Raw genomic sequence first — 23,936 nt, 5'->3', positions numbered from 1 at the left:
TGTCATTTGGGCAGTTTATAAACAACCGCGCCGTAGTATAAAGGCAAGCCATGCACCGTGGATACGTTCTTTTATGCTCTCTCGATATGGAGGTCGATGAAGATGTGCGCACAGAAAATATGGCAGGTTGGGCTGGATATTCAAATGAACTGCGTCCGGGCGTTAGCGGTATTGAGGCGACGATATGGCTGGCAACTGCGCCATTGGTGGCAACAGCCATTACCGGACGGCGTTTTACTGAATGGGAATTTACAACATTTAGAGGCGTTGAGCGAGTTGCTTTCGCATTTACGCCGGCAATTACCAAGACATATTTCTTTACGTATTGCCTTGCCGGTTCAGCGCATATTACAGCAAAGCTTTCCTCGCCCGGATAAACGGCTGAGAGAACCTGAGCGCAGCCAGTTTATTTATAACGCCGCCGCTCGGCAGTTTCCTTTGAGTGGCCAAACTCTGGCGTTGGATTACCGCACAAATAGCGCCGATGAACGGCAGCTGTTAATCACTGCGGCTCGCCAGCAGGATATTTCTCGCTGGCAGGATTGCCTGCAGCAGGCAAACTTCATGCCTGATGCGATTGATATTTCACCCTGCGCGCTTCGTTATATGGCCGTAGCCGCCAAATTACCGCCTCGACATCTACTACTTCACCGTATTGAGCGGGAATGGCTATGGACTACCTCTGCGGATATGCCTTTTCGCTATGGTTTGATTACGGCGCAGGAGGGAAGCGATACCAAGGCTATTTTGACGGAATTACATCGGTTGAACCCGCCAACCGGTGAGCCAGCTTTCGGTGTTTATTACAGCAGTATTGGCGATGAACCTATCCCTGAGAATACGCTTCCCTGGTCTCCTTTTATTGCTTTTAGACAGCAACAGCCGCCACTTCCTATTTTGCCCGGAGCTTTTGCTTTAGCGGGAGGGTTGGCTATTCGCCCGGAGGACACCGATGTATCAAGTTAACTTTTTGCCCTGGCGCGTTAGCCGACAACAGGCACGCTATCGTTTATGGCGAAATTTGCTGATAGGACATTTAGCGATGACAGCCTTGATATTGGCATGTATTACTTTTTTGTTGCGTTATGAAAGGGTTGAGCGTGGGGCGGAGATCGGCAAATTATCCCATCGTCAATCAGCGCTGGACTCGTTGCATCAACGAATTCAAAAACGGGTGACTGAGTTGCAAAAACTCAAAGAACATCACCATCGCGATAGGCAAATCTCCCGCCGAACTCAGCATTATCTTGTGTTGTTGAATACTCTGTCTCAATCCATGCCGACAGATTGTTGGATCACACAATTAGTACATGACCAAAAAACGACGGATTTTGATGCCATCTGTCGTGACTATCCAGCAATTGGTCAGCTATATGAAAAATTAACGGAGACAAAGGAGAAAACCGCAAACCATTGGGATAACGCGCAGGTTCACGATATACAGCAGCGAGAAAACAATGGGGGTTTTGCGATCAAGGTTCGCTGGATTTCGGGGAGTCTGGTCGATGAATAATTATTATCTACGCTGGATGAGTCAATCGGGCGGGGTGCTTTATCTCTGGCTAATCATTACAACCTTATTTATCGGTTTTACGTGCTACGCCGTGCTCATCAGACCGGAGCTGTTGCTCAGAGTCAACGAAAGGGAACACATTGAAACGCAACGAATTTCTCTGGCGCAGCGGCAACAGGATATCGCCCAGATGCCCACGCTGGATCAGCTTGGACAGCAGCGCGAAGCGTGGCATTTGTATCAGCAACTAAAAACGGCTGAAAACCCGACTAAATCTTTAATCAGCCATATTGGGGAGTGGGTGGTTGCAACCGGTGGCCAGGTATTACGATGGCAACAGTTAGAGGTAAAAAACAAAAATAAGGTAGGAGTATCGCAATGGGAGGGGCTTCTCAGTATGGATTACTCTGGAGCCATTCACTTGCTGGGGAGCCTCAAAGCTCTTTATCCCCCCTTTTTGATAGAGCATTTACATATTACTGCGGAAGCGTCGGGATTAAACCTCAGACTGAGGTTAAGAGGGCAGTACGAGGAGGATGAGAATGACAAGAAACGGTCAGAAAAACTTACTATTAATAGCGTCGGTGATGGTAATGGCATCGATGATGGCGGTCAGTCGAGCCACTTCTGAGTTTGTTCCACTCCGTAATCCGTTCCAACCGGTCATCACGCTTTCCTGCCGAGAGCGTGCTGATGCTGCTATGAGCCAATGGTCGCTGCGAGGGATAGTCGGCGCACCGGGTGAATATCGTGTCTGGTTGGAAAAGTCGGATGGCGAATGGCGTCGTTTGGCTGAAGGCGAATTTATTCAGAGTCACTGGCGCGTAACGCACATAGGGCTGCGGCAAATCAATATGAGTTACAGCGGAATGGACGGTTCCTGCAAGATGATGTCACCGCCGGTATCCTGGTTTCTAATGGAACCGGGTAATAAAGGATGAAACAACGGTATTAAAAGGATGTTTGCCTATGTGTTTACCAATATTGTATTTAACCACGTTGTATTTAATAACATTTTTGCGTTGGGCGGGGCTATCTCTGCTATTTATCCTCTGCTTATTAACACGCAGTGAAGCTCGTGAACCCTCGGTGTCTCTGACATTTCAACAGACCCCGGTATCCGTCATATTGCAAGCCTTAGCCGATTATCAATATATGAATCTGGTGACGTCCGCCAGCGTCGGCGGTAGCCTGAGTTTACGTTTGGAAAACGTTCCATGGTCGCAGGCGTTAAAAACCGTCATGCGCATGGGTAATCTGGTTGCCGAACAGGAAGGGAATGTCCTGTTGGTGATGACCAGACAGGAAGCTTCAGAAAGGTTAATGGTTGATGAAGCTGCGGCTAAGGCCAGAAAAGCAGTGCAACCTGATTTACTCAGCAATTATTCGCATATTTTGCAGCATGCCAACGTAGAAGATGTTGCCGCCAGCCTGAACAACGGGCAGGGCGGATTACTGTCCGATAAGGGGCGGGTAATGGCGGATAAACGTACCAATAGATTGCTGATTCGTGATACCGCAGAATCGATAGAAGTTATGAAATCTTGGCTGGCAGAATTGGATTCGCCACTACAGCAGGTGCAACTTGCTGCCCATATCGTCACCATCGGCAGTGAAAGCCTGCATGAACTGGGTGTTCGCTGGGGGCTACCTGCCAGTGAAGGGCAAAGTGCCCCACTCAAAATAAATAATTTTAACGTCGGTTTACCTATTCAAAACAGCGCGTTGACCGCCGGGTTTCACGTGGCGCGTATTAGTGGCCGCCTGTTGGATTTGGAGCTAAGCGCTTTGGAGCAAGAAAATCAGGTGGAAATCATTGCCAGCCCGCGGCTGATGACTTCTCACCAGCAAACCGCCAGCATCAAACAAGGTACCGATATTCCTTATCATGTCACCAATGGCAAAAACGGGGGAACCACTATTGAATTTAAGGAAGCCGTATTGGGAATGGAGGTCACGCCGAGAATTTTGGCTGCGGGAAAAATTACCCTGAAATTAAAAATTAGCCAGAATATGCCCGGAATGGCGATTAAACGCGGTGAAGGTGAGGCACTGGCGATCGATAAACAGGAAATTAAAACGCAAATTACCGTTCATGACGGTGAGACGATTGTTCTGGGTGGTATCTTTCAGCAAAAAAATACTCAGGGTGCAAATAAAGTGCCGGTTTTGTCCAATATCCCTCTGCTGGGCAATTTGTTTAAACAGGATGCCAACGCGCAGAGCAGGCGGGAGTTGGTCATTTTCATCACACCCCGATTAATTAACACTTAGCGCACTTGGGTAGGCAATAGATAAAAAGAGTCTATTCTTGATGATGATCTACAACTTTTTGTGTGATTGGGGACTTCTAAGTTTGACGCTGCGACGTATTTAGCTTACAAGGGTTACCGAATTGAGCTCCGAGGTTTTAAGTAACGTTGATACGCCGATAAAAACGTATGGTTTCCCTCCCACGACGTGTACAACGATTTATTCGGTTGCCAAACTACCAGAAGTGCTGAGATAATTTTCCGTCTGATCTCGCACTATCGCTTATGAGGTTTCAGTTTAGGTCCCGCCGCTGGTGTGATTGGCGGGGCGGGTTATCATTAACGAATAGTCTTAGTAATACCAAAAACATGGCAGAGAAACGCAATATCTTTCTGGTTGGGCCTATGGGTGCCGGCAAAAGCACTATTGGTCGTCAGTTAGCTCAGCAACTCAATATGGAGTTCTTCGACTCCGATCAAGAAATTGAGCGACGTACCGGAGCTGACGTGGGCTGGGTATTCGACGTGGAAGGCGAAGAAGGTTTCCGCGATCGCGAAGAAAAAGTTATTAATGAACTAACGGAAAAACAGGGCATTGTTCTGGCGACCGGTGGGGGTTCTGTGAAGTCTAAGGAAACCCGTAACCGTTTGTCAGCCCGTGGCGTTGTGGTGTACCTGGAAACCACGATCGAGAAGCAACTGGCTCGTACTCAACGCGACAAAAAACGTCCGTTGTTACAGGTTGATGCGCCTCCACGTGAAGTGCTTGAAGCACTGGCAAAAGAACGTAATCCGCTGTACGAAGAAATTGCAGATGTCACCATCCGCACTGACGATCAAAGCGCGAAAGTTGTTGCTAACCAGATCATCAACATGCTGGAAAGTAATTGATTTTAGCATTCTACTTATGCCTTCGGGTGTCAGTTAAGTTACGTTAAGAAGGTCACTGAGCGCGACATGGAGAAGATTACTGTCACGTTAGGGGAGCGTAGCTACCCTATTACGATAGCCGCAGGATTGTTTAACGATCCGGCCTCTTTTAAACCGCTGAAGGCGGGTGATCAGGTAATGCTGGTTACCAACCAAACGCTTGCTCCTCTCTATCTGGATTCTATCCGGGCAGTGCTGGAGGAAGGCGGTATTCGAGTTGATCAGGTGATTCTGCCTGATGGCGAGCAGTATAAATCTCTCAGCGTTCTGGAGCAGGTATTTTCTGCCCTTCTGGAAAAACCGCACGGTCGTGATACTACGCTTATTGCTTTAGGCGGTGGTGTAGTAGGCGACCTGACCGGTTTTGCCGCTGCCTGTTATCAGCGTGGCGTCCGCTTTATTCAAGTCCCTACCACACTTCTCTCTCAGGTGGATTCATCTGTGGGCGGAAAAACTGCGGTTAATCACCCGTTAGGCAAAAACATGATCGGAGCGTTTTACCAACCCGCTTCGGTCATTGTTGATCTCGATTGCCTGAAAACCCTGCCATCTCGTGAGCTTGCTTCTGGCCTGGCCGAAGTGATCAAATATGGCATCATTCTTGATTCCGAATTCTTTGTCTGGCTGGAAAACAACATCGACGCGTTGCTGGCGCTGGATATGGATGCGCTGGGTTACTGCATCCGCCGCTGCTGCGAGCTGAAAGCCGAAGTGGTTGCTGCCGATGAGCGAGAAGAGAATGGGCTGCGTGCGCTACTCAATTTAGGTCATACTTATGGCCATGCTATCGAAGCCGAAATGGGCTACGGAGTGTGGTTGCACGGCGAAGCCGTTGCCGCAGGTATGGTTATGGCTGCGGAAACCGCCCGATTAATCGGGCAGTTCTCTTCCAGTGATATTGAACGAATTAAACGACTGTTGGTTCGTGCCGGTTTACCGGTCAGCGGCCCGCAGGAGATGGCACCAGAATCTTATCTGCCGCACATGATGCGCGATAAAAAAGTATTGGCGGGTGAACTCCGGCTGGTACTGCCTACTGCTATTGGCAAATCAGAGGTACGCGGCGGCATCTCTCACGAGATAGTCCTTGCTTCTATTGCCGAGTGTCTGGCAGGGTAAATGGCATAAGTATTATGATGTTGTATGCTATAAACATCATATTCTTCGCAAAGGTCCGTTCTGGTCTCTTTGTTGTCAGTCAACTTAATCTGCCGGACCGTCGCTGTATGCAACGGTAGGCTTTTGCCTCGAGTTGGAGGGTTTAGATGGATGAGTTAAAACCGGAAGACGATCTGAAGCCTGATACCAGCGATCGCCGTCCTACGCGTTCGCGCAAGACTTCGAACGGCCCCAAAATTGCTCTCTCACGCCAGCATTTGATGATTGGTATTGGTATTTTGGTGTTGCTGTTGATCATCATTGCTATCGGTTCCGCGTTAAAAGCGCCAACGCAGCATGAAGCTTCTCAGCAGAATCCTAACGTTGCGGCCAGAGATATCAATCTTTCTGATTCCTCTTCACTGACCAACGGCAGTGGCGCTCAGCCGGGTACGGCGAGCAACACCAGCGATGGTCATGACGGCAACGGCGTACAGAATAGTGGCCAGCCGCAAGAGTTGACGGCTCCGCCGGTTTCATCCACCCCTACTGAAGCACAGCCAATGGCGAATGGTAATGCGCCAACCCAGCGCGTTGATTTACCGGGAAACATGTCTGATGCACTGTCTCAGCAGCAGGGGCAGGTGGATTCGGTTTCACAGAATATGAATGGCGCGGTGACATCGACGTTGCCAACGGCACCGGCTACCGTATCTTCTTCAAAAGAGATCAAAACGCCAGCAGTACGTGATAACACCACGCGTCCCGCGCAGAAAACTGCCGCTAAACCTGTGGCTAATGCGCATAAAAATACCCAAGCAGCGGGTACTGGTAGTACAGCGGCCAAAAATACTGCAGCACCAGCCAGCAGCGGTGGGGCATTGAAGAACGCGCCAGGTAGCCACTTTACCTTACAGTTAAGCAGCGCCTCTCGTTCCGATACGCTGAATGCCTATGCGAAACAGCAAAAATTAACTCACTATCAGGTTTACGAAACTAAACGTGATGGTAAGCCTTGGTACGTGTTGGTCAGTGGAAATTATGCTACTTCAGCGGAAGCGAAGAAGGCGATTTCGAGTTTGCCAGCCGACGTTCAGGCGAAAAAACCGTGGGTCAAACCTGTGCACCAAGTGCAGCAAGACCTGAAAAAATAAATCATTTTTATTTGTGCGCTGATGTGCTGTCTGAAACAGAGTACAATCTGCGGCTCTGAATTATTAAGTAGCTAACTGACGGCATGAAGAAAAACCGCGCTTTTTTAAAATGGGCTGGTGGGAAATATCCGCTGGTTGATGACATTCGACGCCATCTGCCAGCGGGAGACTGCTTGATTGAGCCATTCGTAGGTGCGGGTTCAGTGTTTTTGAACACTGAGTATGAATCGTATATTTTGGCCGATATCAACAGCGACCTAATCAACCTCTACAACATAGTGAAGTTACGCACGGATGATTTTGTGCGTGACTCTCGTCTTTTATTTACCGATGAGTACAACAATTCCGATCAGTTTTACCTGATTCGGCATGAGTTTAATGCCTGTGAAGATCCTTACCGGCGCGCATTGTTGTTCCTCTATCTGAATCGTCATTGTTATAACGGTCTGTGTCGTTATAATTTGAGCGGTGAGTTCAACGTACCTTTCGGGCGTTACAAAAAACCGTATTTCCCTGAGGCCGAGTTGTATTGGTTCGCGGAAAAATCTAAAAATGCGGTTTTTGTCTGCGAGCACTATCAGGAAACCTTGCTAAAAGCAGCTTCCGGCTCCGTTGTTTATTGCGATCCGCCTTACGCGCCGCTATCTGCAACGGCGAACTTTACGGCGTACCACACCAATAACTTTGGCATTGCAGATCAAAAAAATCTGGCTCGTCTGGCTTATCAGCTTTCATCTGAAAACCGGATTCCAGTGCTTATTTCTAATCACGATACTGAATTGACGCGAGATTGGTATCATCAGGCGTCATTACATGTGGTGAAAGCGCGCCGCACTATCAGCCGTAATATTCTTGGTCGTAGCAAAGTGAACGAGCTTTTGGCGCTGTACAGCTAAGTGGGATTTCCCGCCTGGTAAGGATACAAACCCTCGTGCTTCCCGAAGCCTATGTGAGCTTTGTGGGGCAGATAAAAAGTTTGGAGAAGCGGATGAAAAAGTTTTTGATTGCCCCGTCCATTCTGTCGGCAGATTTTGCCCGGTTAGGTGAAGATACCGCGAAGGTGATTGCTGCGGGCGCTGATGTGGTTCATTTTGACGTGATGGATAACCATTACGTTCCCAATCTGACGATGGGTCCCATGGTGTGCCAGGCGCTGCGTGATTATGGTATTACCGCGCCGATTGACGTGCATCTGATGGTTAAACCTGTTGATCGCATCGTTCCAGATTTTGCCAAAGCGGGCGCCAGCTATATTTCTTTCCATCCTGAAGCCAGCGAACACATCGATCGCACTCTGCAACTGATTAAAGACCACGGCTGTAAGGCCGGTTTGGTATTTAACCCTGCAACGCCTTTGAGCTACCTCGATTATGTCATGGATAAACTGGATGTGATTTTGCTGATGTCCGTTAACCCAGGCTTCGGCGGTCAGTCGTTTATTCCTGAAACCTTGAATAAACTGCGTCAAGTGCGCCAACGTATTGATGCCAGCGGTTATGACATTCGTCTGGAAGTCGATGGCGGCGTGAAGGTCGATAATATTCGTGAAATCGCCGCCGCAGGTGCAGACATGTTTGTTGCCGGTTCGGCTATTTTCGGTAAATCTGATTACGCTGCGGTGATTGACGCAATGCGCAGCGAGTTGGCGATGGCGGCTCATGACTGAATTTAACTCTATCCGCGGTCTGGCTTTTGATCTGGACGGCACTTTAGTTGACAGTGCGCCGGGCTTGGCCAGCGCGATGGATATGGCATTAGAGCATCAGGGGTTGCCTAAAGCAGGTTTGGAGCGAGTTTCCACCTGGATCGGCAACGGTGCCGACGTCTTAGTTGAGCGCGCGCTGCGTTGGGCTGGCGTAGAGCCTCAGGATGAGATTTGCCAGCGCACTCGCGTACTCTTTGATGGCTACTACGCCCAGACAGTTGAGCGCGGTAGCCAATTGTTTCCTCAGGTAAAAGACACGTTGGCACAGTTAGCCGCCTCCGGTCTGCCGATGGGGCTGATTACCAACAAACCGACGCCGTTTGTCGCGCCGCTGCTGGCTTCTTTAGGTATCGCAGATTATTTCTCACTGGTTATTGGTGGGGATGATGTTGTCGAGAAGAAACCTCACCCGGCTCCGCTGTATCTGATGCTGGGAAAACTGGGGCTGCGCGCCAGCGAATTGCTGTTTGTCGGAGATTCCCGCAATGACATTATGGCCGCTCAGGCCGCCGGTTGCCCTTGCGTAGGGCTGACCTACGGATATAACTATGGCGAATCTATTGCCACGAGTCATCCGGATCGCGTTTTAACGCACTTTGCCGATCTGTTGCCCACGATTGGGCTGTCATCTTTAAAAAATCAGGAAGCGTAAAATGAGTAAACCCATTGTATTTAGCGGCGCTCAGCCGTCCGGTGAACTGACCATTGGCAACTACATGGGTGCTCTGCGTCAGTGGGTACAGATGCAGGATGACTATGATTGCATTTATTGCATCGTGGATCTGCATGCCATTACTGCCCGTCAGGACGCGACTTTACTGAGAAAAAGAACGCTGGATACGCTGGCGCTGTATCTGGCCTGCGGTATCGATCCGCAAAAAAGTACCATTTTTGTTCAGTCCCACGTACCCGAGCACACTCAACTGGGCTGGGCGCTGAACTGCTATACCTATTTTGGCGAACTGAGCCGCATGACTCAGTTTAAAGACAAGTCACTGCGCCATGCGGACAATATCAACGCCGGTCTGTTTGACTATCCAGTGCTAATGGCGGCGGATATCCTGCTGTACCAAACCAATCAGGTGCCGGTGGGTGAAGATCAGAAACAACATCTGGAGTTAAGCCGCGATATCGCCGGTCGTTTCAACGCGATTTACGGTGACATCTTCAAGATTCCAGAGCCTTTTATTCCTAAAGCCGGCGCGCGAGTGATGTCTTTGCAAGATCCGACCAAGAAAATGTCTAAATCCGACGATAACCGTAATAACGTTATCGAACTGTTGGAAGACACCAAATCTGTGGTTAAGAAAATCAAACGCGCCATGACCGATTCCGATGAACCGGCGGTAATTCGCTATGACGTGAAGGAAAAAGCCGGGGTTTCCAATTTGCTGGATATTCTGTCTGGCGTGACCGGCCAGTCTATTCCTGAGCTGGAAGCACAATTTGAAGGCCAAATGTACGGTCATTTGAAAGGTGCGGTAGCAGAAGCGGTTTCTGGCATGCTGAGCGAGCTTCAGGAGCGTTATCATCAATATCGCAATGATGAGGCTTACCTTCAGTCAGTAATGCGTGATGGCGCTGCTAAAGCGCGTGCGCGTGCGCAAGAAACGTTGGCGAAAGTGTATGAAGCCATTGGTTTTGTCGCTCATCCGTAAGCGGTAACGATTCAAGAGCGTTTTCTCACTGAATCGCATCAATAAGAAAAGGGACGATAAGCTCGTCCCTTTTTTCATGGTCAATTTTTATAACTATCAGGATTAACCGGCTTGTTCAGCCTGTTCCTGCTGCATATTTGGGTTGGTTTGTTCTTGGGATGAAAACCAGTTCAGTTTTTCCCGTAGGCTGACCACGCTGCCGACAATAATCAGGCTTGGACTGCTAACCTGCTGAGATAGCAGCGCTAATTGACTAAGTTCCCCACTGACGACACGCTGACGACGCGAGGTTCCGTTTTCTACCAGAGCGACCGGCGTTTCGCTGCTCATACCTTGGCGAATCAGCTGCCGCTGAATTTCACTCGCCTGCGATAACCCCATATAAAACACCAGCGTTTGCTCCTCCGCCGCCAGATTAGCCCAATCTAACTGACCGTCGGCTTTGGCATGACCGGTAACCAAACGTACGCTCTGAGCGTGATCCCGATGAGTGAGAGGAATACCGCTGTAAGCTGAACAACCGGATGCGGCCGTAATGCCCGGAACCACTGAGAAAGGAATGCCGCTGTCGGACAGGGTTTCCAGCTCTTCGCCGCCGCGACCAAAAATAAAGGGATCGCCGCCTTTCAGCCGCACCACGCGTTTACCTTGCTGCGCTTGTTCCAGCAGGATTTGATTGATTTGATCTTGCGGTACGCAGTGATGTCCGGCGCGTTTACCAACAAAAATGCGCTCGGCGTCACGGCGTACCAGATTCATCACCTCATCGGAAACCAGCCGATCATAAACCACTACATCGGCCTGTTGGATTTGCTGCAAACCTTTCAGCGTCAGTAAACCAGCGTCGCCGGGGCCTGCGCCGACCAGAACCACTTCGCCGCGATCTTCTAATGGCGTGCTAAAGAGCTGCTCGACTAATTGATTAGCCTGAGTTTGATCGTCATTGGCCAGAGACTGTGCCAACCGGTCGTGAGACAGTAGTTTTTCCCAGAAACGACGGCGGGCGGTCATGGCGGAGAACTGCCGTTTGACTCGCTGACGCAGATTACCGGCTATACGAGCGAGCTGGCCGAGATGCTGTGGCAGCATGGCTTCCAGTTTTTCACGCAGCAGGCGCGCCAAAACTGGCGCTTTACCGCCGGAGGAGATTGCAATCATGATCGGCGAGCGGTCGATGATCGACGGCATGATAAAGCTGGCGCGTTTAGGATCGTCCACCACGTTGCAGAAAATTCGTTGCTGATTGGCGCTTTGATACACCAGCGCATTAACCTCAACCCGATCCGTGGCGGCAATCACTAGCCACTTTTCTGCCAATAATTCTGGGGCAAATTCCCCATGCACCAGCGTTATCCGGTTCTGTTCTGCCCACAGGTGAAACTGGGGCGAAAACTCACAGGCGTTGACGGTCACCCATGCGCCAGCGTCTAACAGCAGGCGCGCTTTGCGTTCGGCAATATCGCCACCGCCTACCAGCAGGCAGTCTTTGTGGTGCAGTTGGCAGAAAATCGGTAGGTAATCCATCAGCAATCCTTAATTCTGTGGCGGCATATGCCAGCCCCGAAGTAGGGCTGGCCGTCGCAATTATGACTTCGCGGTTTGTGGCGCAGTGGCGCTGACCGCTGCCGGACGCTGATCTTTCGGCGTAGCGTACCAGTAACCCAGACCCATAAAGACCGCACCGGACAGAGTGTTACCCAGAGTGACCCACAGCAGGTTGTGGCCGATGCCGCTCATGGTGTAAGCCTCGCTGTGATTACCAAACCAGGACAGAGCAAACAGAGTCATGTTAGCGACGGAGTGCTCGTAGCCTGAAGCGATAAAGGCCAGCAAACACCACCAGATAGCGAGGAATTTGGCTGCGCCTTCAACGCGAATTGCCATCCAGATTGCCAGGCAAACCAACCAGTTACACAGTACACCTTTGAAGAATAAGGCCATGGCTGGGGCGGTGGTTTTAGCCAATGCCGCAGCGTGAACCAGACTGGTATCTACCGGTAACAGGCTGCCGCCAGCGTAGTAGTAAAGCAGGGCGACAAATACCGAGCCCAGCAGATTACCTAGCCATGTTTGCGGTAATACGGCCCACATCTGGCTGGATTTGATGGTGCCTGCTTTGACGCCGAGAGTCAGGAACATGGTGTGACCGGTGAACAGCTCTGAGCCAGCGATAATGACTAATGTCAGCGCCAGACCAAAGGTTGCCCCCATGACTAAAGGCCGCAGCGCCGGATCGATCAGGTTGCCTAAGGTGAAAATCAAAATGATGGCTAGCCCAACATAGGCTCCCGCCATTGCCGAGCTAATCCAAAAGCCCAGCGGGCTTTCTTTTGCCAGTTTTACGATGCGCGCTGCATTAGCGGCACATTTATTCAAAGTATCTGCGTACATAATTGATCCAAAAGATAAAAATAATTATTTTGATCGTCGACGACGCGATAATTTTTACCGTGTCGCCGCATCAGATCGCTTAAGCCTTCACTTGCACCATGCCGTCGCGAACCCGAACGTCGAAGTGACGTACCGAGCGGCTTTCATCTTCCAGACAGAAGCCGTCATGTAGACGAAAATGCTGTTTTTTCAACGGGCTGGCGACCCACAGGTCACCTTGATGTTCGGCTATCAATCCGCGAGACAGCACGCTAGCTTCGGTAAAAGGATCGATGTTACTGATGGCAAAAACCTGCTCATCTTCGTAAGGGCGAAATATCGCCACCTGTTCTTCCCCGACCAGCGCACAGACGCCGGTGCCGGTTAAAATGACCTCTAATGGACATACAGTGATCCACTGGCTCATTGGTTATTCTCCAGTTCAAGTATCCGCACCGGAATGCGTTCATCAGGGCGGGCAGGGCGGTGTTGTTCGCGTTCGCTAACCACCTGAACGTTCGGGTCGCGTAATGGACTATTGATAAAGTGAGCGAAACGTACCTGAGCCGCAGGGTTTTCCACAGTGGCTTTCCACTCGCAGATGACAGCTTCGCGCAGACGGGCAATATCGGCCTCTAACTGATCGTTAATGCCGAGTTTGTCGTCAATAATGACTGAACGCAGATAGGCGATGCCGCCTTCCAGACTCTCCAGCCACACCGAGGTGCGTTGCAGTTTGTCGGCGGTGCGGATGTAGAACATCATAAAGCGGTCGAGATAACGCATCAGCGTGGCTTCGTCCAGATCGGCGGCCAGCAGGTCGGCGTGGCGTGGTTTCATGCCACCGTTACCGCACACATACAGGTTCCAGCCGTTTTCCGTTGCAATGATACCGACGTCTTTCCCCTGCGCCTCAGCACACTCACGGGTACAGCCAGAAACGCCGAACTTCATCTTGTGCGGAGTGCGAATACCTTTATAGCGATGCTCCAGCTTCACGCCGAAGCCTACGCTGTCACCGACGCCAAAGCGGCACCAAGTGCTACCCACGCAGGTTTTTGCCATACGTAAGGCTTTGGCATAGGCGTGGCCGGTTTCGAAGCCAGCGTCGATTAACTTGGCCCAAATTGCGGGTAAATCGTCTTTCTGTGCGCCGAACAGGCCAATACGCTGTGAACCGGTAATTTTGGTATACAGGTTATATTCCCGCCCGATATTCCCGATAGCGACCAGACCTTCTGGAGTGATTTCCCCGCCGGCGGAGCGTGGAATGATTGAGTAAGTCCCGTCTTTTTGGATATTGCCAAGGAAGTTGTCGTTAGTGTCTTGCAGCGGGGTTAATTCAGTCTGCAACACATAATCGTTCCAGCATGATGCCAGTAGCGAGCCAACGGTCGGTTTACACACTTCGCAACCGTAGCCTTTACCGTATTTGCTCAGCAGTTCGCTAAAGGATTTAATCCCTTCAACGCGAATCAGGTGATAAAGCTCCTGACGGGAATAAGCGAAGTGTTCACACAGATGGTGATTAACTTCGATCCCCTGCTTACTCAGTTCAGCATTAAGTACCTGAGTGACCAGTGGGATACAACCGCCGCAGCCGGTACCGGCTTTGGTCGCCGACTTGATAGCTGCCACGGTATGGCAACCATTATTGACTGCCTGAATAATATCGCCTTTGGTGACGTCGAAGCAGGAGCAGATCTGAGCCGTTTCCGGCAAAGAGTCTACGCCGATAGCCGGTTTACTGCCTGCGTGAGACGGTAAAATCAGGCTGTCCGGGTTTTCCGGCAAAGTGATTTTGTTCAGCGCCAACTGCAACAAGTTGCCGTAATCGCTGGTATCGCCCACTAGCACCGCACCCAGTAGGGTTTTGTTGTCTTTGCTGACCACCAGACGTTTGTAGATTTCTTTGCTTTCATCCAGATACACGTAGCTGCGAGCGCCTTCGGTGCGTCCATGAGCATCACCGATGCCGCCGACGTCTACGCCCAGCAGTTTCAGCTTGGCGCTCATATCCGCGCCCTGGAAGGCATTTTCCCGGTTTAGCAGGTGGTCGACGGCAACCTGCGCCATTTTGTAGCCCGGAGCAACCAGACCGAAGGTGCGTTCCTGCCATGATGCGCATTCACCGATGGCATAAACGTCGGGATCGGAGGTCTGGCAGTAATCGTTGATGGCAATCCCGCCGCGGCGCGCCGTAGCCAGACCGCACTGGTGAGCGAGTTTATCCTGCGGGCGAATACCGGTAGAGAAGACGATAAAGTCCACTTCCAGCGAGGTGCCGTCGGCGAAAATCATCGTTTTACGGCATTCGGTGCCGCTATGAGCGATTTCCTGAGTGTTTTTACCGGTATGAACCCGAACGCCCATGCGTTCAATTTTTTGCCGCAGTTGATCCCCGCCCATAGGATCAAGCTGCTCGGCCATTAATACTGGAGCAAATTCAATTACATGAGTTTCAACGCCCAGATTTTTCAGCGCGCCAGCGGCTTCCAGACCCAGCAAACCACCGCCGACCACGGCACCGCGCTTACTGCGGCGGGTACAGGCTTCGATTGCATTCAGGTCTTCAATAGTACGGTAGACGAAACAATCCTGACCTTCGCTGCCTTTAATCGGTGGAATCCACGGATAAGAGCCGGTGGCCATGATCAGTTTGTCGTAATAGAGAGTGCGACCGCTGTTGGAGTGGATCACTTTCTCTTTACGATTGATAGTGATAGCCCGTTCGCCTACTAATACCTTGATACCGTGTTTCTCATAAAATCCTTCCCGCACCAGAGAAAGCTCTTCAGCGGTATGGTGAGAAAAATAGGACGAGAGATGAACCCGATCGTAAGCGATGCGAGGCTCTTCGCAGAATACAGTGATGTCGAATGCGTCTTTGTCTGCTTTATCGAGTAAATCTTCAATAAAGCGATGCCCGACCATTCCGTTGCCGATGACGGCAAGTTTGACTTTGCTCATTTTTGCCTCAATTTTTAGTTTTCTACGCTTACCTTAATCTCCCCGCTATTGCGCTTATTGATGCAAATCAATTTGCCCCTCATATACCTCTAAGGTGGTAGATTGATGATTTATAACGTTTTTTGATAAGTTGTGGATTTTATTCATCTTTAGCTGAATGGTGTCAGTTCTGTGGTTTTTTTACCTTAAATAAATAAAAGGCAACGTGGGGAAGCGAGTTAGGTAAGCTAAAGGAAAGCGATATTTTTTACCGTCAAAGCGGTTAGGGCAGCAGGAGGAAGGATGACTGGGAAGAAGGTGCGAATTATCCACAGTGTGCGGCGCGTCGATCGCCCCGGTTTATGGCAGTTCAACCTGTCGCAGGGCAAGATTATCGGCATTGATGAGCAGCTAACTCAACCGCCTTCCGGCGATGAGGTGCTGGATGGGGAGGGCGGGCTGATTCTGCCACCTTTTATTGAGCCACATATTCATTTAGATACCACGCAAACGGCGGGAGAACCGGCGTGGAATCAGTCCGGCACGCTGTTTGAAGGTATAGAACGCTGGGCAGAGCGCAAGGCGTTGTTGACTCACGAAGATGTTAAACAGCGTGCCTGGCAAACGCTGAAATGGCAGATAGCCAACGGTATTCAGCATGTGCGAACCCACGTGGACGTTTCCGATCCCACCCTGACCGCGCTAAAAGCCATGCTGGAGATAAAGCAAGAAGTTAGCCCGTGGGTCGATATGCAAATCGTGGCTTTTCCGCAAGAAGGGATTTTATCTTATCCCGATGGCGAAGCCTTGCTGGAAGAAGCATTGCGTTTGGGAGCCGATGTGGTGGGTGCGATTCCGCATTTCGAATTCACCCGCGAATACGGCGTGGAATCCTTGCATAAGACCTTCGCACTGGCGCAAAAATATCAGCGGTTGGTGGATGTACACTGCGATGAAATCGATGATGAACAGTCGCGGTTTGTGGAAACCGTTGCGGCGCTGGCTCATAAAGAAGGGATGGGCGCTCGGGTCACTGCTAGCCATACCACCGCCATGCATTCCTATAATGGCGCTTATACCTCGCGTTTATTCCGGCTATTAAAGCTATCCGGCATTAATTTTGTTGCCAATCCGTTGGTCAATATCCATCTGCAAGGTCGTTTTGATACCTACCCTAAGCGGCGGGGGATTACGCGCGTTAAAGAGATGCTGGAATCAGGGATTAATGTCTGTTTCGGCCATGACGATGTTTTTGATCCCTGGTATCCGCTAGGTACTGCCAATATGTTGCAGGTGCTGCATATGGGTCTGCATATTTGCCAGCTAATGGGCTACGGGCAAATTAATGACGGGCTGAAGCTAGTGACTCACAATAGCGCCAGAACGCTGAATTTAAGCGGCTACGGTTTAGCCATTGGGCATCAGGCTAATCTGATCATTCTTCCGGCTGAAAATGGGTTTGAAGCGGTGAGGCGGCAGGTACCGGTGCGCTATTCTCTGCGTGCGGGGGAAATTATCGCGCAGACGCTGCCAGCGCAAAGCCGGATATATGTGGGAAATGAAGAACCTATTGATTTTCGTCGCGAGAAATAAAACCGCCTTCCCACGGCGCTGGCTGGGAAGGCGGTAATAATGGTGACTATTTTATGATGAGGGTAATGAGTTTATTACCGACGGTTAGTGAGTCACATGGCCGTGGCTACGGTGCTTGGTAAAGAAGCCCAGAGCCAGACACATCACGAATACGGCCAGATACAGGCCGTTAGCCGTTGCCAGCGCGGCGTGAACGCCTTTCTCTGCCACGATAGGCCCTGTGACCACGAAGGTCAGCATGGTCCCCACGGTGCCGCAGGTCAGGATAAAGTTAACCAGTTTCGGTGAGGAAACTTTGGTTTGCAGTGAGCCCAGAGTAATCAGGGTGGTGTAAATCGCGCTGGAAACAAAGCCTAGAGTCAGAATGTAGTAGCTCAGGTACTCCGGGCTTTCGGCAGACACAAACATGTACATGGCACCGGTAGCCAGTGCGGCCAGTACGGTAACGATACGTTGCAGGTCAAAGAAGCGCAGGATAAAGCTGAATACCCACATCCCGATCATGTAAGAGATCCAGAAGTTACTGACAAGCTGGCCAGCCTGACCGATGTCCATGCCGAAGGTTTTGGTCGCGTATTCCGGAACCCACTGGATAAAGCCGAGCTGGCCCAGGATGTAGCACAGGGCCGCAATCGCCAGGAACAGAACGCCGATGCCCCATTTTTCTTTCGCTACGGGTTTGCCCGCGTCGGTCGCTTTGTGGCCCAGAACCGGGAATTCGGAGAAAAGAGTCAGCACAAAAATAGCCAGGTACAACAGACCAATACAGGCGTAAACCCAATACCACTCAACGCTGCGAGCTAACAGCATCGCCGCGACCACCGGGAAAATCATCCCCGCCATACTAAAGAAGGAATCGGTAAACAGCAGGCGTGAACCGCGCTGACGGCCTTCGTACATATGGGTTACCAGGAAGGTACCAATAGACATGGTAATACCGCTGACCACCCCGAGAATAAACATGCTCGCGGAGAATATCATCAGGCTATGGCCAATCATCAAGCCAGCGATGGCAATCAGCATCAGAATAAAGCCGAAGATAAGTTGACGTTTCAGCGGGATGATTTCCATCAGCCAGGCGTTCAGGAAGATAGAGATCAGAATACCGGCGTTCAGAAAGGTAAAAGTGTTACTCATGCTGGCAATTGGCAGATTGAAATACTCTGCGATGTTGCCCATCACCATCCCAGTGACGATAACTAACGCACCGGTCAGCGCGTAAGAAAAGTAACTGATCCATGTGAGCCGAATGCGATTGCTGTTGTTCATAGATAGGGCCTGCGTGTCAGTAATAAAAGACGAGTTAGGATTAACTGGCATAGGGCTAAAACGGAACCAAACCGGTTTTCAGCGCTAAGGCGGCGAATCCTAGCACAGGCATGGCTCGTTTTTGTGACTTGTATCCGAATTTTAGTGCAATACATGAAAATTAGTGATGAAAAATGGCGAGTCATCACAAATAAAATGCGTTAATAACCACCGGATGAGCTTATCTCCAGTAAGCTCTTGCCTTTATTATGGTTCGTGTCAGCGCTATTTTTCAGTGCGGGAAAACTCAGGGTTGGAATGCTCTGAGGCCATGATATCGATATTTTATTATTCATCTGGATAAAGGGATTGTTTTGGTGAAGGGATTGACACCCTTGGGCAGCGCGTGACGTTGAGCCGGATAGGTTATCAGCGACGGCGTTTTTCTGCCTGGTTGGGGATATTCGCAATATTAATGCTGTTTATAGCGCCGATGGTGTCTATAACGCTGGCCTCTGCTCAAAACGCCGATTCAGCCGCACTGCTACCGAACATCGACACCGATGATTCGGCCATGTCTGATTATCATTCACACCCATCCAACTCTTATCATGATTCGGTAGCGATGGCGGCAATGAATCATTCCGACGTTATGCCGATGTCGAATCATTCGCCGATGATGAACCATGCGGCCTGTGATTATTGCCTGCTGCTGATCCATCTGCCGTTACTGAATGCGACGGATAAACCTGATATTCGCAGCGTGTCTTTATTGGCCGCGACGTTGCCGGTTTTGTTTATTTCAGAACCTATTGTCACCAAAGACGTTTATTCCAAATTACAGCCACGCGCCCCGCCAGTTTTTTATTCCTGATAGTGAAAATAACCAAATAACCATTCTAATGGCATGGATAAAACCTTGCCGGATGAACCTATTTCGTTTTAGGAATAATAATGTCTAACAAATATAACACCTGCAAAAAAAACAAACTGGCTTACGCCATAGCGTCCTCCTGTTCATTATTGGCTTTCAGCGCTATCAGTGCGTCTGACGTTCGCCATCAGCCTGCGTCGAATGTTGTGAATCAACCGAATGATGCCGAAGTGATTACCGTCACCGCGCCGCAGTATTCACCATTAACCATAGTGACATCGCCTAAAACGCCGCGCCAACCGGTTCCGGCCAGCGACGGTGCTGATTATCTGAAAACCATTCCCGGTTTTTCTCAGATTCGTAACGGCGGCACCAATGGTGATGTGGTATTTCGCGGGATGTTCGGTTCCCGCTTGAAGATCCTAACCGACGGTGCGGAGACGCTTGGCACCTGTCCATCGAGAATGGATGCGCCAACCTCTTATATTTCGCCAGAAAGCTACGATTTGCTGACCGTGGTAAAAGGGCCGCAGTCGGTACTGTGGGGCGCGGGAGCATCTGCGGGAACCGTGCTGTTTGAACGTGAACGACCACGCTTTGAGCAAACCGGCGTGACCGGTAATGGGAGTCTGCTGGTGGGTTCCAACGGCCGTTGGGACAAAAATCTCGACCTGAGTTTAGGCGGCGATCAGGGTTATTTGCGCATGATGGGCAATCAATCCCAAGCTGGCGACTATAAAGACGGTGTAGGCAATCGGGTGCCATCCCGCTGGGATAAGTGGAATGCCGATCTTGCCCTAGGCTGGACGCCGGATGAAGATACGCTGTTGGAAATGACGATGGGTAAAGGCGATGGCGAGGCGCGGTACGCCGGACGCGGTATGGATGGTTCTCAGTTTAAACGAGAAAGCCTGGGGCTACGTCTTGAGAAAAATCATATTGGCGAAGTGCTGGATAAAATTGAAGCCAAAATCTATTACAACTATGTCAATCATGTGATGGATAACAGTACCTTACGTACGCCACCGCATATGGCGATGTCCAGTAATCTGGATCGCCGCACCCTCGGTGGGCGCATGATGGGAACCTGGCTCTGGCAGGATATCAAACTAGAGGCCGGAGGCGATGCGCAAACCGATACTCATCGTAAAAACAATAAAACCCACTGGAGCAAAAACGCCAGTTTCACTCATTACGGCGTGTTTAGTGAGTTGACCTGGGAAATGAATGAGCAGGATAAAGCGATCGTTGGTGCTCGCCTCGATCATCATTCAGTCACTAACTATAAACGCGCTGATGAACCGGAGCGCACTGCCACGCTACCCGCCGGTTTTATCCGCCTTGAGCATAATTTGGCTGATTCGCCGGTGATGCTGTATGCAGGCATCGGTCATACCGAACGTTTCCCCGATTTCTGGGAGCTATTTTCCCCGACCTTTGGGCCTACCGGTTCTGCCAGCGCTTTTGACGGTGTGAAAAGTGAAAAAACCACCCAATTGGATATCGGCGGTCAGTATAGCGGTGAGCAGTTTAACGCCTGGGTTTCGGCCTACGCTGGGAAGGTTAATGATTTCATCCTGTTCAAATACGATCCTAAGAATCTGCGGATCAGTCAGGCAGACAATATCGACGCCACCATTATGGGCGGTGAGGCTGGGATGGCTTATGCCTTTAATGACCGTTGGAAAACCGATGCCAGTCTGGCTTATGCCCGTGGGCAAAATAATACCGACGGCCGACCATTACCGCAGATTTCACCATTAGAAGCCCGATTTGGACTGACTTATGAGAACGGTAATTGGAGCAGCACCGCGCTGTGGCGTTTGGTCAGTAGCCAGCACCGGGTCGCAATTAACGAAGGTAACGTGGTTGGGAAGGATTTTGCCAGCAGCGCCGGTTTTGGCGTACTTTCGGCCAACGTGGCCTATAAGTTTAACCCGCAGATAAAAGTGAGTACTGGTATCGATAATTTGCTGAATAAGGATTACAGCGAGCACCTTAATTTGGCGGGTAATAGCGGCTTTGGCTATTCAGCCAATACTCCGGTGAATGAGCCTGGGCGAACTATTTGGGCAAAGCTCAACGTCACTTTCTGATAGAAACGCATAGATAACCAAGGGCGTGGCGGTTTGGTTGCCGTCACGCCTGAGGCTTATTTCGGCGGTAATACGGATTCGCGGGTTATCACCGTGGGGACGAAGCTCATGGCGGGCGTTTGCGGGTTAATCAACAAACGCGTGGCGTACTGAGCCATTTCGACAATTGGAAAATGTAGGCTGGTGAGTGCCGGAGAAACAAAAGGCGCGCGTTCGCCGCTGTCGTAGCACAGCAGAGAGATATCTTGCGGAACCTGCAAATGATGCTTATTGATAGCCAGCAATGCGCCCAGAGCCATTTCTTCATTACAGCAATAAATCGCCGTCGGAGCTTGAGACTGGCGCAGCGCTTCATCCGCCCGCAGATAGCCGCTTTCCAGATCGTAAACCCCTTGCAGACAGGCGACCGGCGTTAAGTCGGCTGCGGCCATCGCATCCAGAAAACCTTGTAATCGTAATTGACTAGACTGACGTTCAGCGGAGCCGCTGATGCAGGCGATACGTTTATGACCGGCGTCGATCAAAACCTGTGTGGCAATCTGGCTGGCGCGGCGATGATCAAAGATAACGCAGCGTTCTTCCAGACCGCTTACCAGTCTGTCCAGTAACACAAAAGGGCGCTGGGTGGCCGCCAATTGTCTGAGCCGCTCATCGCTGAGGAAGCGAACGTGCAGAATTAATCCATCGCAGCGTAGGTTAAACAGTCGTTGAATAGCTTGCCATTCTTTCTCGGCGTTATCTCGCCCTTGGGTCACCAGTAATTGTTTGCCGTGAGATTCGGCTTCGGTTTGTACAAAATCCATCAACGCGCCAAAAAATCCACCACGGTAAGAGGTGGTGACTAACCCGAGAGTATTAGAGTGACTGGATGCCAATGCGCGCGCCGCAGGATTGGGGGTATAGCCCAATACGGCCACCGCTTGCTCGACTTTTTCTCGGGTCAGGGGTTTGACGTTGGTATCACCGTTGACCACGCGGGAAACCGTAGCTCGGGATACCCCGGCCAGTACCGCGACGTCTTCCAGCGTAACCATGTGCTGCTCCTGTTTTTCCAAACTTCAACCGCCAGCAAAACTGGCGGTTGAAAGCGGGTTGTTATCCCTTTACATCATTTAAACTGAGGTAAATAAGGCTTATTGGCCTCCAAAACCTCCTCTAATAGAGGCTGAGCGATACTGGCATTGGCGACCAGTGGGTTGGTGACCAGAGCCAGCAATGCGCTGCCGCGATCGCCATGGACCGCAGCCTCGATCGTTAAACGCTCATAGGCTTTCACCTGCTGAATTAATCCATGCATTGAGTCAGGTAATTGACCAAATGTCAGCGGATGTGCGCCTTGAGCATCAACGATACAGTTAGTTTCTACCACAGCATCGTCTGCTAAACCGCGAATTGCACCACGGTTTGCAGTATTCACTACTAATTGTGTGCCCAGATTATTATAAATCGACCGAATTAGCTCTAGGGCAACTTCCGAATAGAAAGAACCGCCGCGGAAACTGAGTTGCTCCGGTTTGGTATCCAGCTCTGGATCGGCATAGAGTTCGAACAGCTCTTTCTCCACCTGCATAACCTGCTCGGCACGGGTGCCGCGCTCGGCCGCTGCCGCCACTTCTTCGGTCAGCATATCCTGCGTTTGGTAGAAATAACGGTGGTATGGGCAAGGAATTGCGCCCATTGCTCGCAGGAATTCTGGTGGCCACGGCGCTTCTTTAATGTTGTTCATGGTTAGAGACGCGCCGTCGCACAGCATTTTCAGCACGTCGGCGGTCACATCTTTGCCCCGTTGCAGCACTTCATGCACCCAAACCATATGATTCAGTCCGGCAAAGCGCAGTTGAATATCTTCGTAAGGCGCGTGAAGCAGATTGGCGATCATGTGATGCATACTGATTGGTACATTACACAAGCCAATGATTTTAGCTTTGGTATAGCGGGAAACCGCTTCGGTGACGATGCCGGCCGGGTTGGTGAAGTTAATGATCCAGGCATTGGGCGCCAAACGTTCAACCCGATGAGCGATGTCCATCATCACTGGAATGGTGCGCAGCGCTTTAGCAAAGCCGCCGACGCCAGTGGTTTCCTGCCCAATCAGGTTGTATTTCAATCCCAAACGTTCATCCGTGGCGCGAGCAGGGAGCTGGCCGACACGGAATTGGGTCAGAACAAAATCGGCATCGCGAATGGCGTCATCCAGTGAGAAATGTACGCTGACCTTAACCTGCTCCAGGCCGTGGCGTGCCAGCATGCGCTCGGTGAGTGCGGCGATGATTTCGACTTTTTGACGGCCCTGTTCGACGTCAACCAGTGCTAATTCTGTCACCGGTAACTCATTGATTCGTTGAATTAAACCGTCAACTAACTCCGGCGTATAACTGCTGCCGCCACCAATAATGGCGATTTTAAACTTTTTCACTGTTGGCCTCCAAACGGCTCTGGCGAGGGTAAAGTTCGATCACGTAAAGATTGAATCCCACATGACCAAGGCATTGATAA

The 23,936-nt window shown here is 50.6% G+C and carries 22 protein-coding genes; 15 read left to right on the top strand and 7 right to left on the bottom strand.

Features of this window, described 5'->3' with window-relative positions; genetic code table 11:
• The first annotated feature begins 96 nt into the window (after positions 1-96).
• The 12 genes from pilM to trpS all read left to right on the top strand — a co-directional run bounded on the left by pilM (position 97) and on the right by trpS (position 10,310).
• A complete protein-coding gene (pilM, locus tag PL78_RS11660) occupies positions 97-966 on the top strand; it encodes a type IV pilus biogenesis protein PilM (protein WP_084414328.1) in 870 nt (289 codons plus the stop codon).
• Positions 953-1,513, top strand: a complete 561-nt coding sequence (locus PL78_RS11655; RefSeq protein ID WP_064515649.1) for a PilN domain-containing protein — start codon at positions 953-955, stop codon at positions 1,511-1,513. Before pilM ends, PL78_RS11655 begins: the two co-directional genes overlap by 14 nt.
• The gene (locus tag PL78_RS11650; protein WP_064515648.1) at positions 1,506-2,144 is read left to right on the top strand and encodes a hypothetical protein; all 639 of its coding nucleotides are present in this window, start codon (positions 1,506-1,508) and stop codon (positions 2,142-2,144) included. Before PL78_RS11655 ends, PL78_RS11650 begins: the two co-directional genes overlap by 8 nt.
• A complete protein-coding gene (locus PL78_RS11645; RefSeq protein ID WP_158513763.1) occupies positions 2,107-2,454 on the top strand; it encodes a DNA utilization family protein in 348 nt (115 codons plus the stop codon). The genes PL78_RS11650 and PL78_RS11645 overlap by 38 nt, the downstream gene beginning before the upstream one ends.
• Positions 2,455-2,482: 28 nt before the next feature.
• Positions 2,483-3,787: a DNA uptake porin HofQ gene (gene hofQ / locus PL78_RS11640; RefSeq protein ID WP_084414327.1), complete on the top strand. Its 1,305-nt coding sequence runs from the start codon at positions 2,483-2,485 to the stop codon at positions 3,785-3,787.
• Between the two features lie 347 nt (positions 3,788-4,134).
• Positions 4,135-4,656: a shikimate kinase AroK gene (aroK, locus tag PL78_RS11635; protein ID WP_004718471.1), complete on the top strand. Its 522-nt coding sequence runs from the start codon at positions 4,135-4,137 to the stop codon at positions 4,654-4,656.
• Positions 4,657-4,722: 66 nt separating this feature from the next.
• Complete coding sequence (aroB, locus tag PL78_RS11630) at positions 4,723-5,814, top strand: 3-dehydroquinate synthase (protein ID WP_064515646.1); 1,092 nt, start codon at positions 4,723-4,725, stop codon at positions 5,812-5,814.
• 146 nt (positions 5,815-5,960) lie between these two features.
• Positions 5,961-6,947 (top strand): SPOR domain-containing protein, encoded by a 987-nt coding sequence (locus PL78_RS11625; RefSeq protein ID WP_064515644.1) that lies wholly within the window; start codon positions 5,961-5,963, stop codon positions 6,945-6,947.
• Between the two features lie 83 nt (positions 6,948-7,030).
• The gene (dam, locus tag PL78_RS11620; protein ID WP_064515643.1) at positions 7,031-7,843 is read left to right on the top strand and encodes an adenine-specific DNA-methyltransferase; all 813 of its coding nucleotides are present in this window, start codon (positions 7,031-7,033) and stop codon (positions 7,841-7,843) included.
• A gap of 92 nt (positions 7,844-7,935) precedes the next feature.
• Positions 7,936-8,613: a ribulose-phosphate 3-epimerase gene (gene rpe, locus PL78_RS11615; protein ID WP_064515641.1), complete on the top strand. Its 678-nt coding sequence runs from the start codon at positions 7,936-7,938 to the stop codon at positions 8,611-8,613.
• Entirely contained in the window at positions 8,606-9,304 is a 699-nt protein-coding gene (locus PL78_RS11610) for a phosphoglycolate phosphatase (RefSeq protein WP_064515640.1), read from the top strand. The genes rpe and PL78_RS11610 overlap by 8 nt, the downstream gene beginning before the upstream one ends.
• Position 9,305: 1 nt before the next feature.
• Positions 9,306-10,310, top strand: a complete 1,005-nt coding sequence (gene trpS / locus PL78_RS11605) for a tryptophan--tRNA ligase (protein ID WP_064515639.1) — start codon at positions 9,306-9,308, stop codon at positions 10,308-10,310.
• A 102-nt stretch (positions 10,311-10,412) separates the two neighbouring features.
• On the opposite strand, the gene cysG is transcribed toward trpS, so the two are convergent.
• The 4 genes from cysG to nirB all read right to left on the bottom strand — a co-directional run bounded on the left by cysG (position 10,413) and on the right by nirB (position 15,650).
• The gene (gene cysG, locus PL78_RS11600) at positions 10,413-11,834 is read right to left on the bottom strand and encodes a siroheme synthase CysG (protein WP_064515638.1); all 1,422 of its coding nucleotides are present in this window, start codon (positions 11,832-11,834) and stop codon (positions 10,413-10,415) included.
• Between the two features lie 60 nt (positions 11,835-11,894).
• Positions 11,895-12,701: a nitrite transporter NirC gene (gene nirC / locus PL78_RS11595; RefSeq protein ID WP_064515637.1), complete on the bottom strand. Its 807-nt coding sequence runs from the start codon at positions 12,699-12,701 to the stop codon at positions 11,895-11,897.
• Positions 12,702-12,780: 79 nt separating this feature from the next.
• Positions 12,781-13,107, bottom strand: a complete 327-nt coding sequence (gene nirD, locus PL78_RS11590) for a nitrite reductase small subunit NirD (RefSeq protein ID WP_064515636.1) — start codon at positions 13,105-13,107, stop codon at positions 12,781-12,783.
• Complete coding sequence (gene nirB, locus PL78_RS11585; protein WP_064515635.1) at positions 13,104-15,650, bottom strand: nitrite reductase large subunit NirB; 2,547 nt, start codon at positions 15,648-15,650, stop codon at positions 13,104-13,106. The genes nirD and nirB overlap by 4 nt, the downstream gene beginning before the upstream one ends.
• 282 nt (positions 15,651-15,932) lie before the next feature.
• Here nirB and PL78_RS11580 point away from each other — a divergent pair, with 282 nt between their 5' ends.
• Positions 15,933-17,222, top strand: coding sequence for a cytosine deaminase (locus tag PL78_RS11580; protein WP_064515634.1), 1,290 nt, complete (start codon positions 15,933-15,935; stop codon positions 17,220-17,222).
• Positions 17,223-17,306: 84 nt separating this feature from the next.
• Here the strand turns inward: PL78_RS11580 and tsgA are convergent, their stop codons facing one another.
• On the bottom strand, positions 17,307-18,491 hold the full coding sequence (tsgA, locus tag PL78_RS11575) for an MFS transporter TsgA (RefSeq protein ID WP_064515632.1): 1,185 nt from the start codon (positions 18,489-18,491) through the stop codon (positions 17,307-17,309).
• A gap of 454 nt (positions 18,492-18,945) precedes the next feature.
• Between tsgA and PL78_RS11570 the strand changes: the two genes are divergently transcribed.
• Entirely contained in the window at positions 18,946-19,344 is a 399-nt protein-coding gene (locus PL78_RS11570) for a DUF2946 family protein (protein WP_084414326.1), read from the top strand.
• Positions 19,345-19,424: 80 nt separating this feature from the next.
• Complete coding sequence (locus PL78_RS11565) at positions 19,425-21,440, top strand: TonB-dependent copper receptor (RefSeq protein ID WP_064515630.1); 2,016 nt, start codon at positions 19,425-19,427, stop codon at positions 21,438-21,440.
• Positions 21,441-21,496: 56 nt separating this feature from the next.
• Here the strand turns inward: PL78_RS11565 and PL78_RS11560 are convergent, their stop codons facing one another.
• A complete protein-coding gene (locus tag PL78_RS11560; protein WP_064515629.1) occupies positions 21,497-22,474 on the bottom strand; it encodes a LacI family DNA-binding transcriptional regulator in 978 nt (325 codons plus the stop codon).
• Between the two features lie 74 nt (positions 22,475-22,548).
• Positions 22,549-23,856 carry a 6-phospho-beta-glucosidase gene (locus PL78_RS11555; protein WP_064515628.1) on the bottom strand — a complete coding sequence of 436 codons (1,308 nt, stop codon included), beginning with the start codon at positions 23,854-23,856 and terminating at the stop codon, positions 22,549-22,551.
• Between the last annotated feature and the right edge of the window lie 80 nt (positions 23,857-23,936).

Source organism: Yersinia entomophaga, from assembly GCF_001656035.1.
GTDB classification, from domain to species: domain Bacteria; phylum Pseudomonadota; class Gammaproteobacteria; order Enterobacterales; family Enterobacteriaceae; genus Yersinia; species Yersinia entomophaga.
Note: the sequence above shows the minus strand (reverse complement) of the source record. Positions and strands in the feature narration are given on the sequence as shown.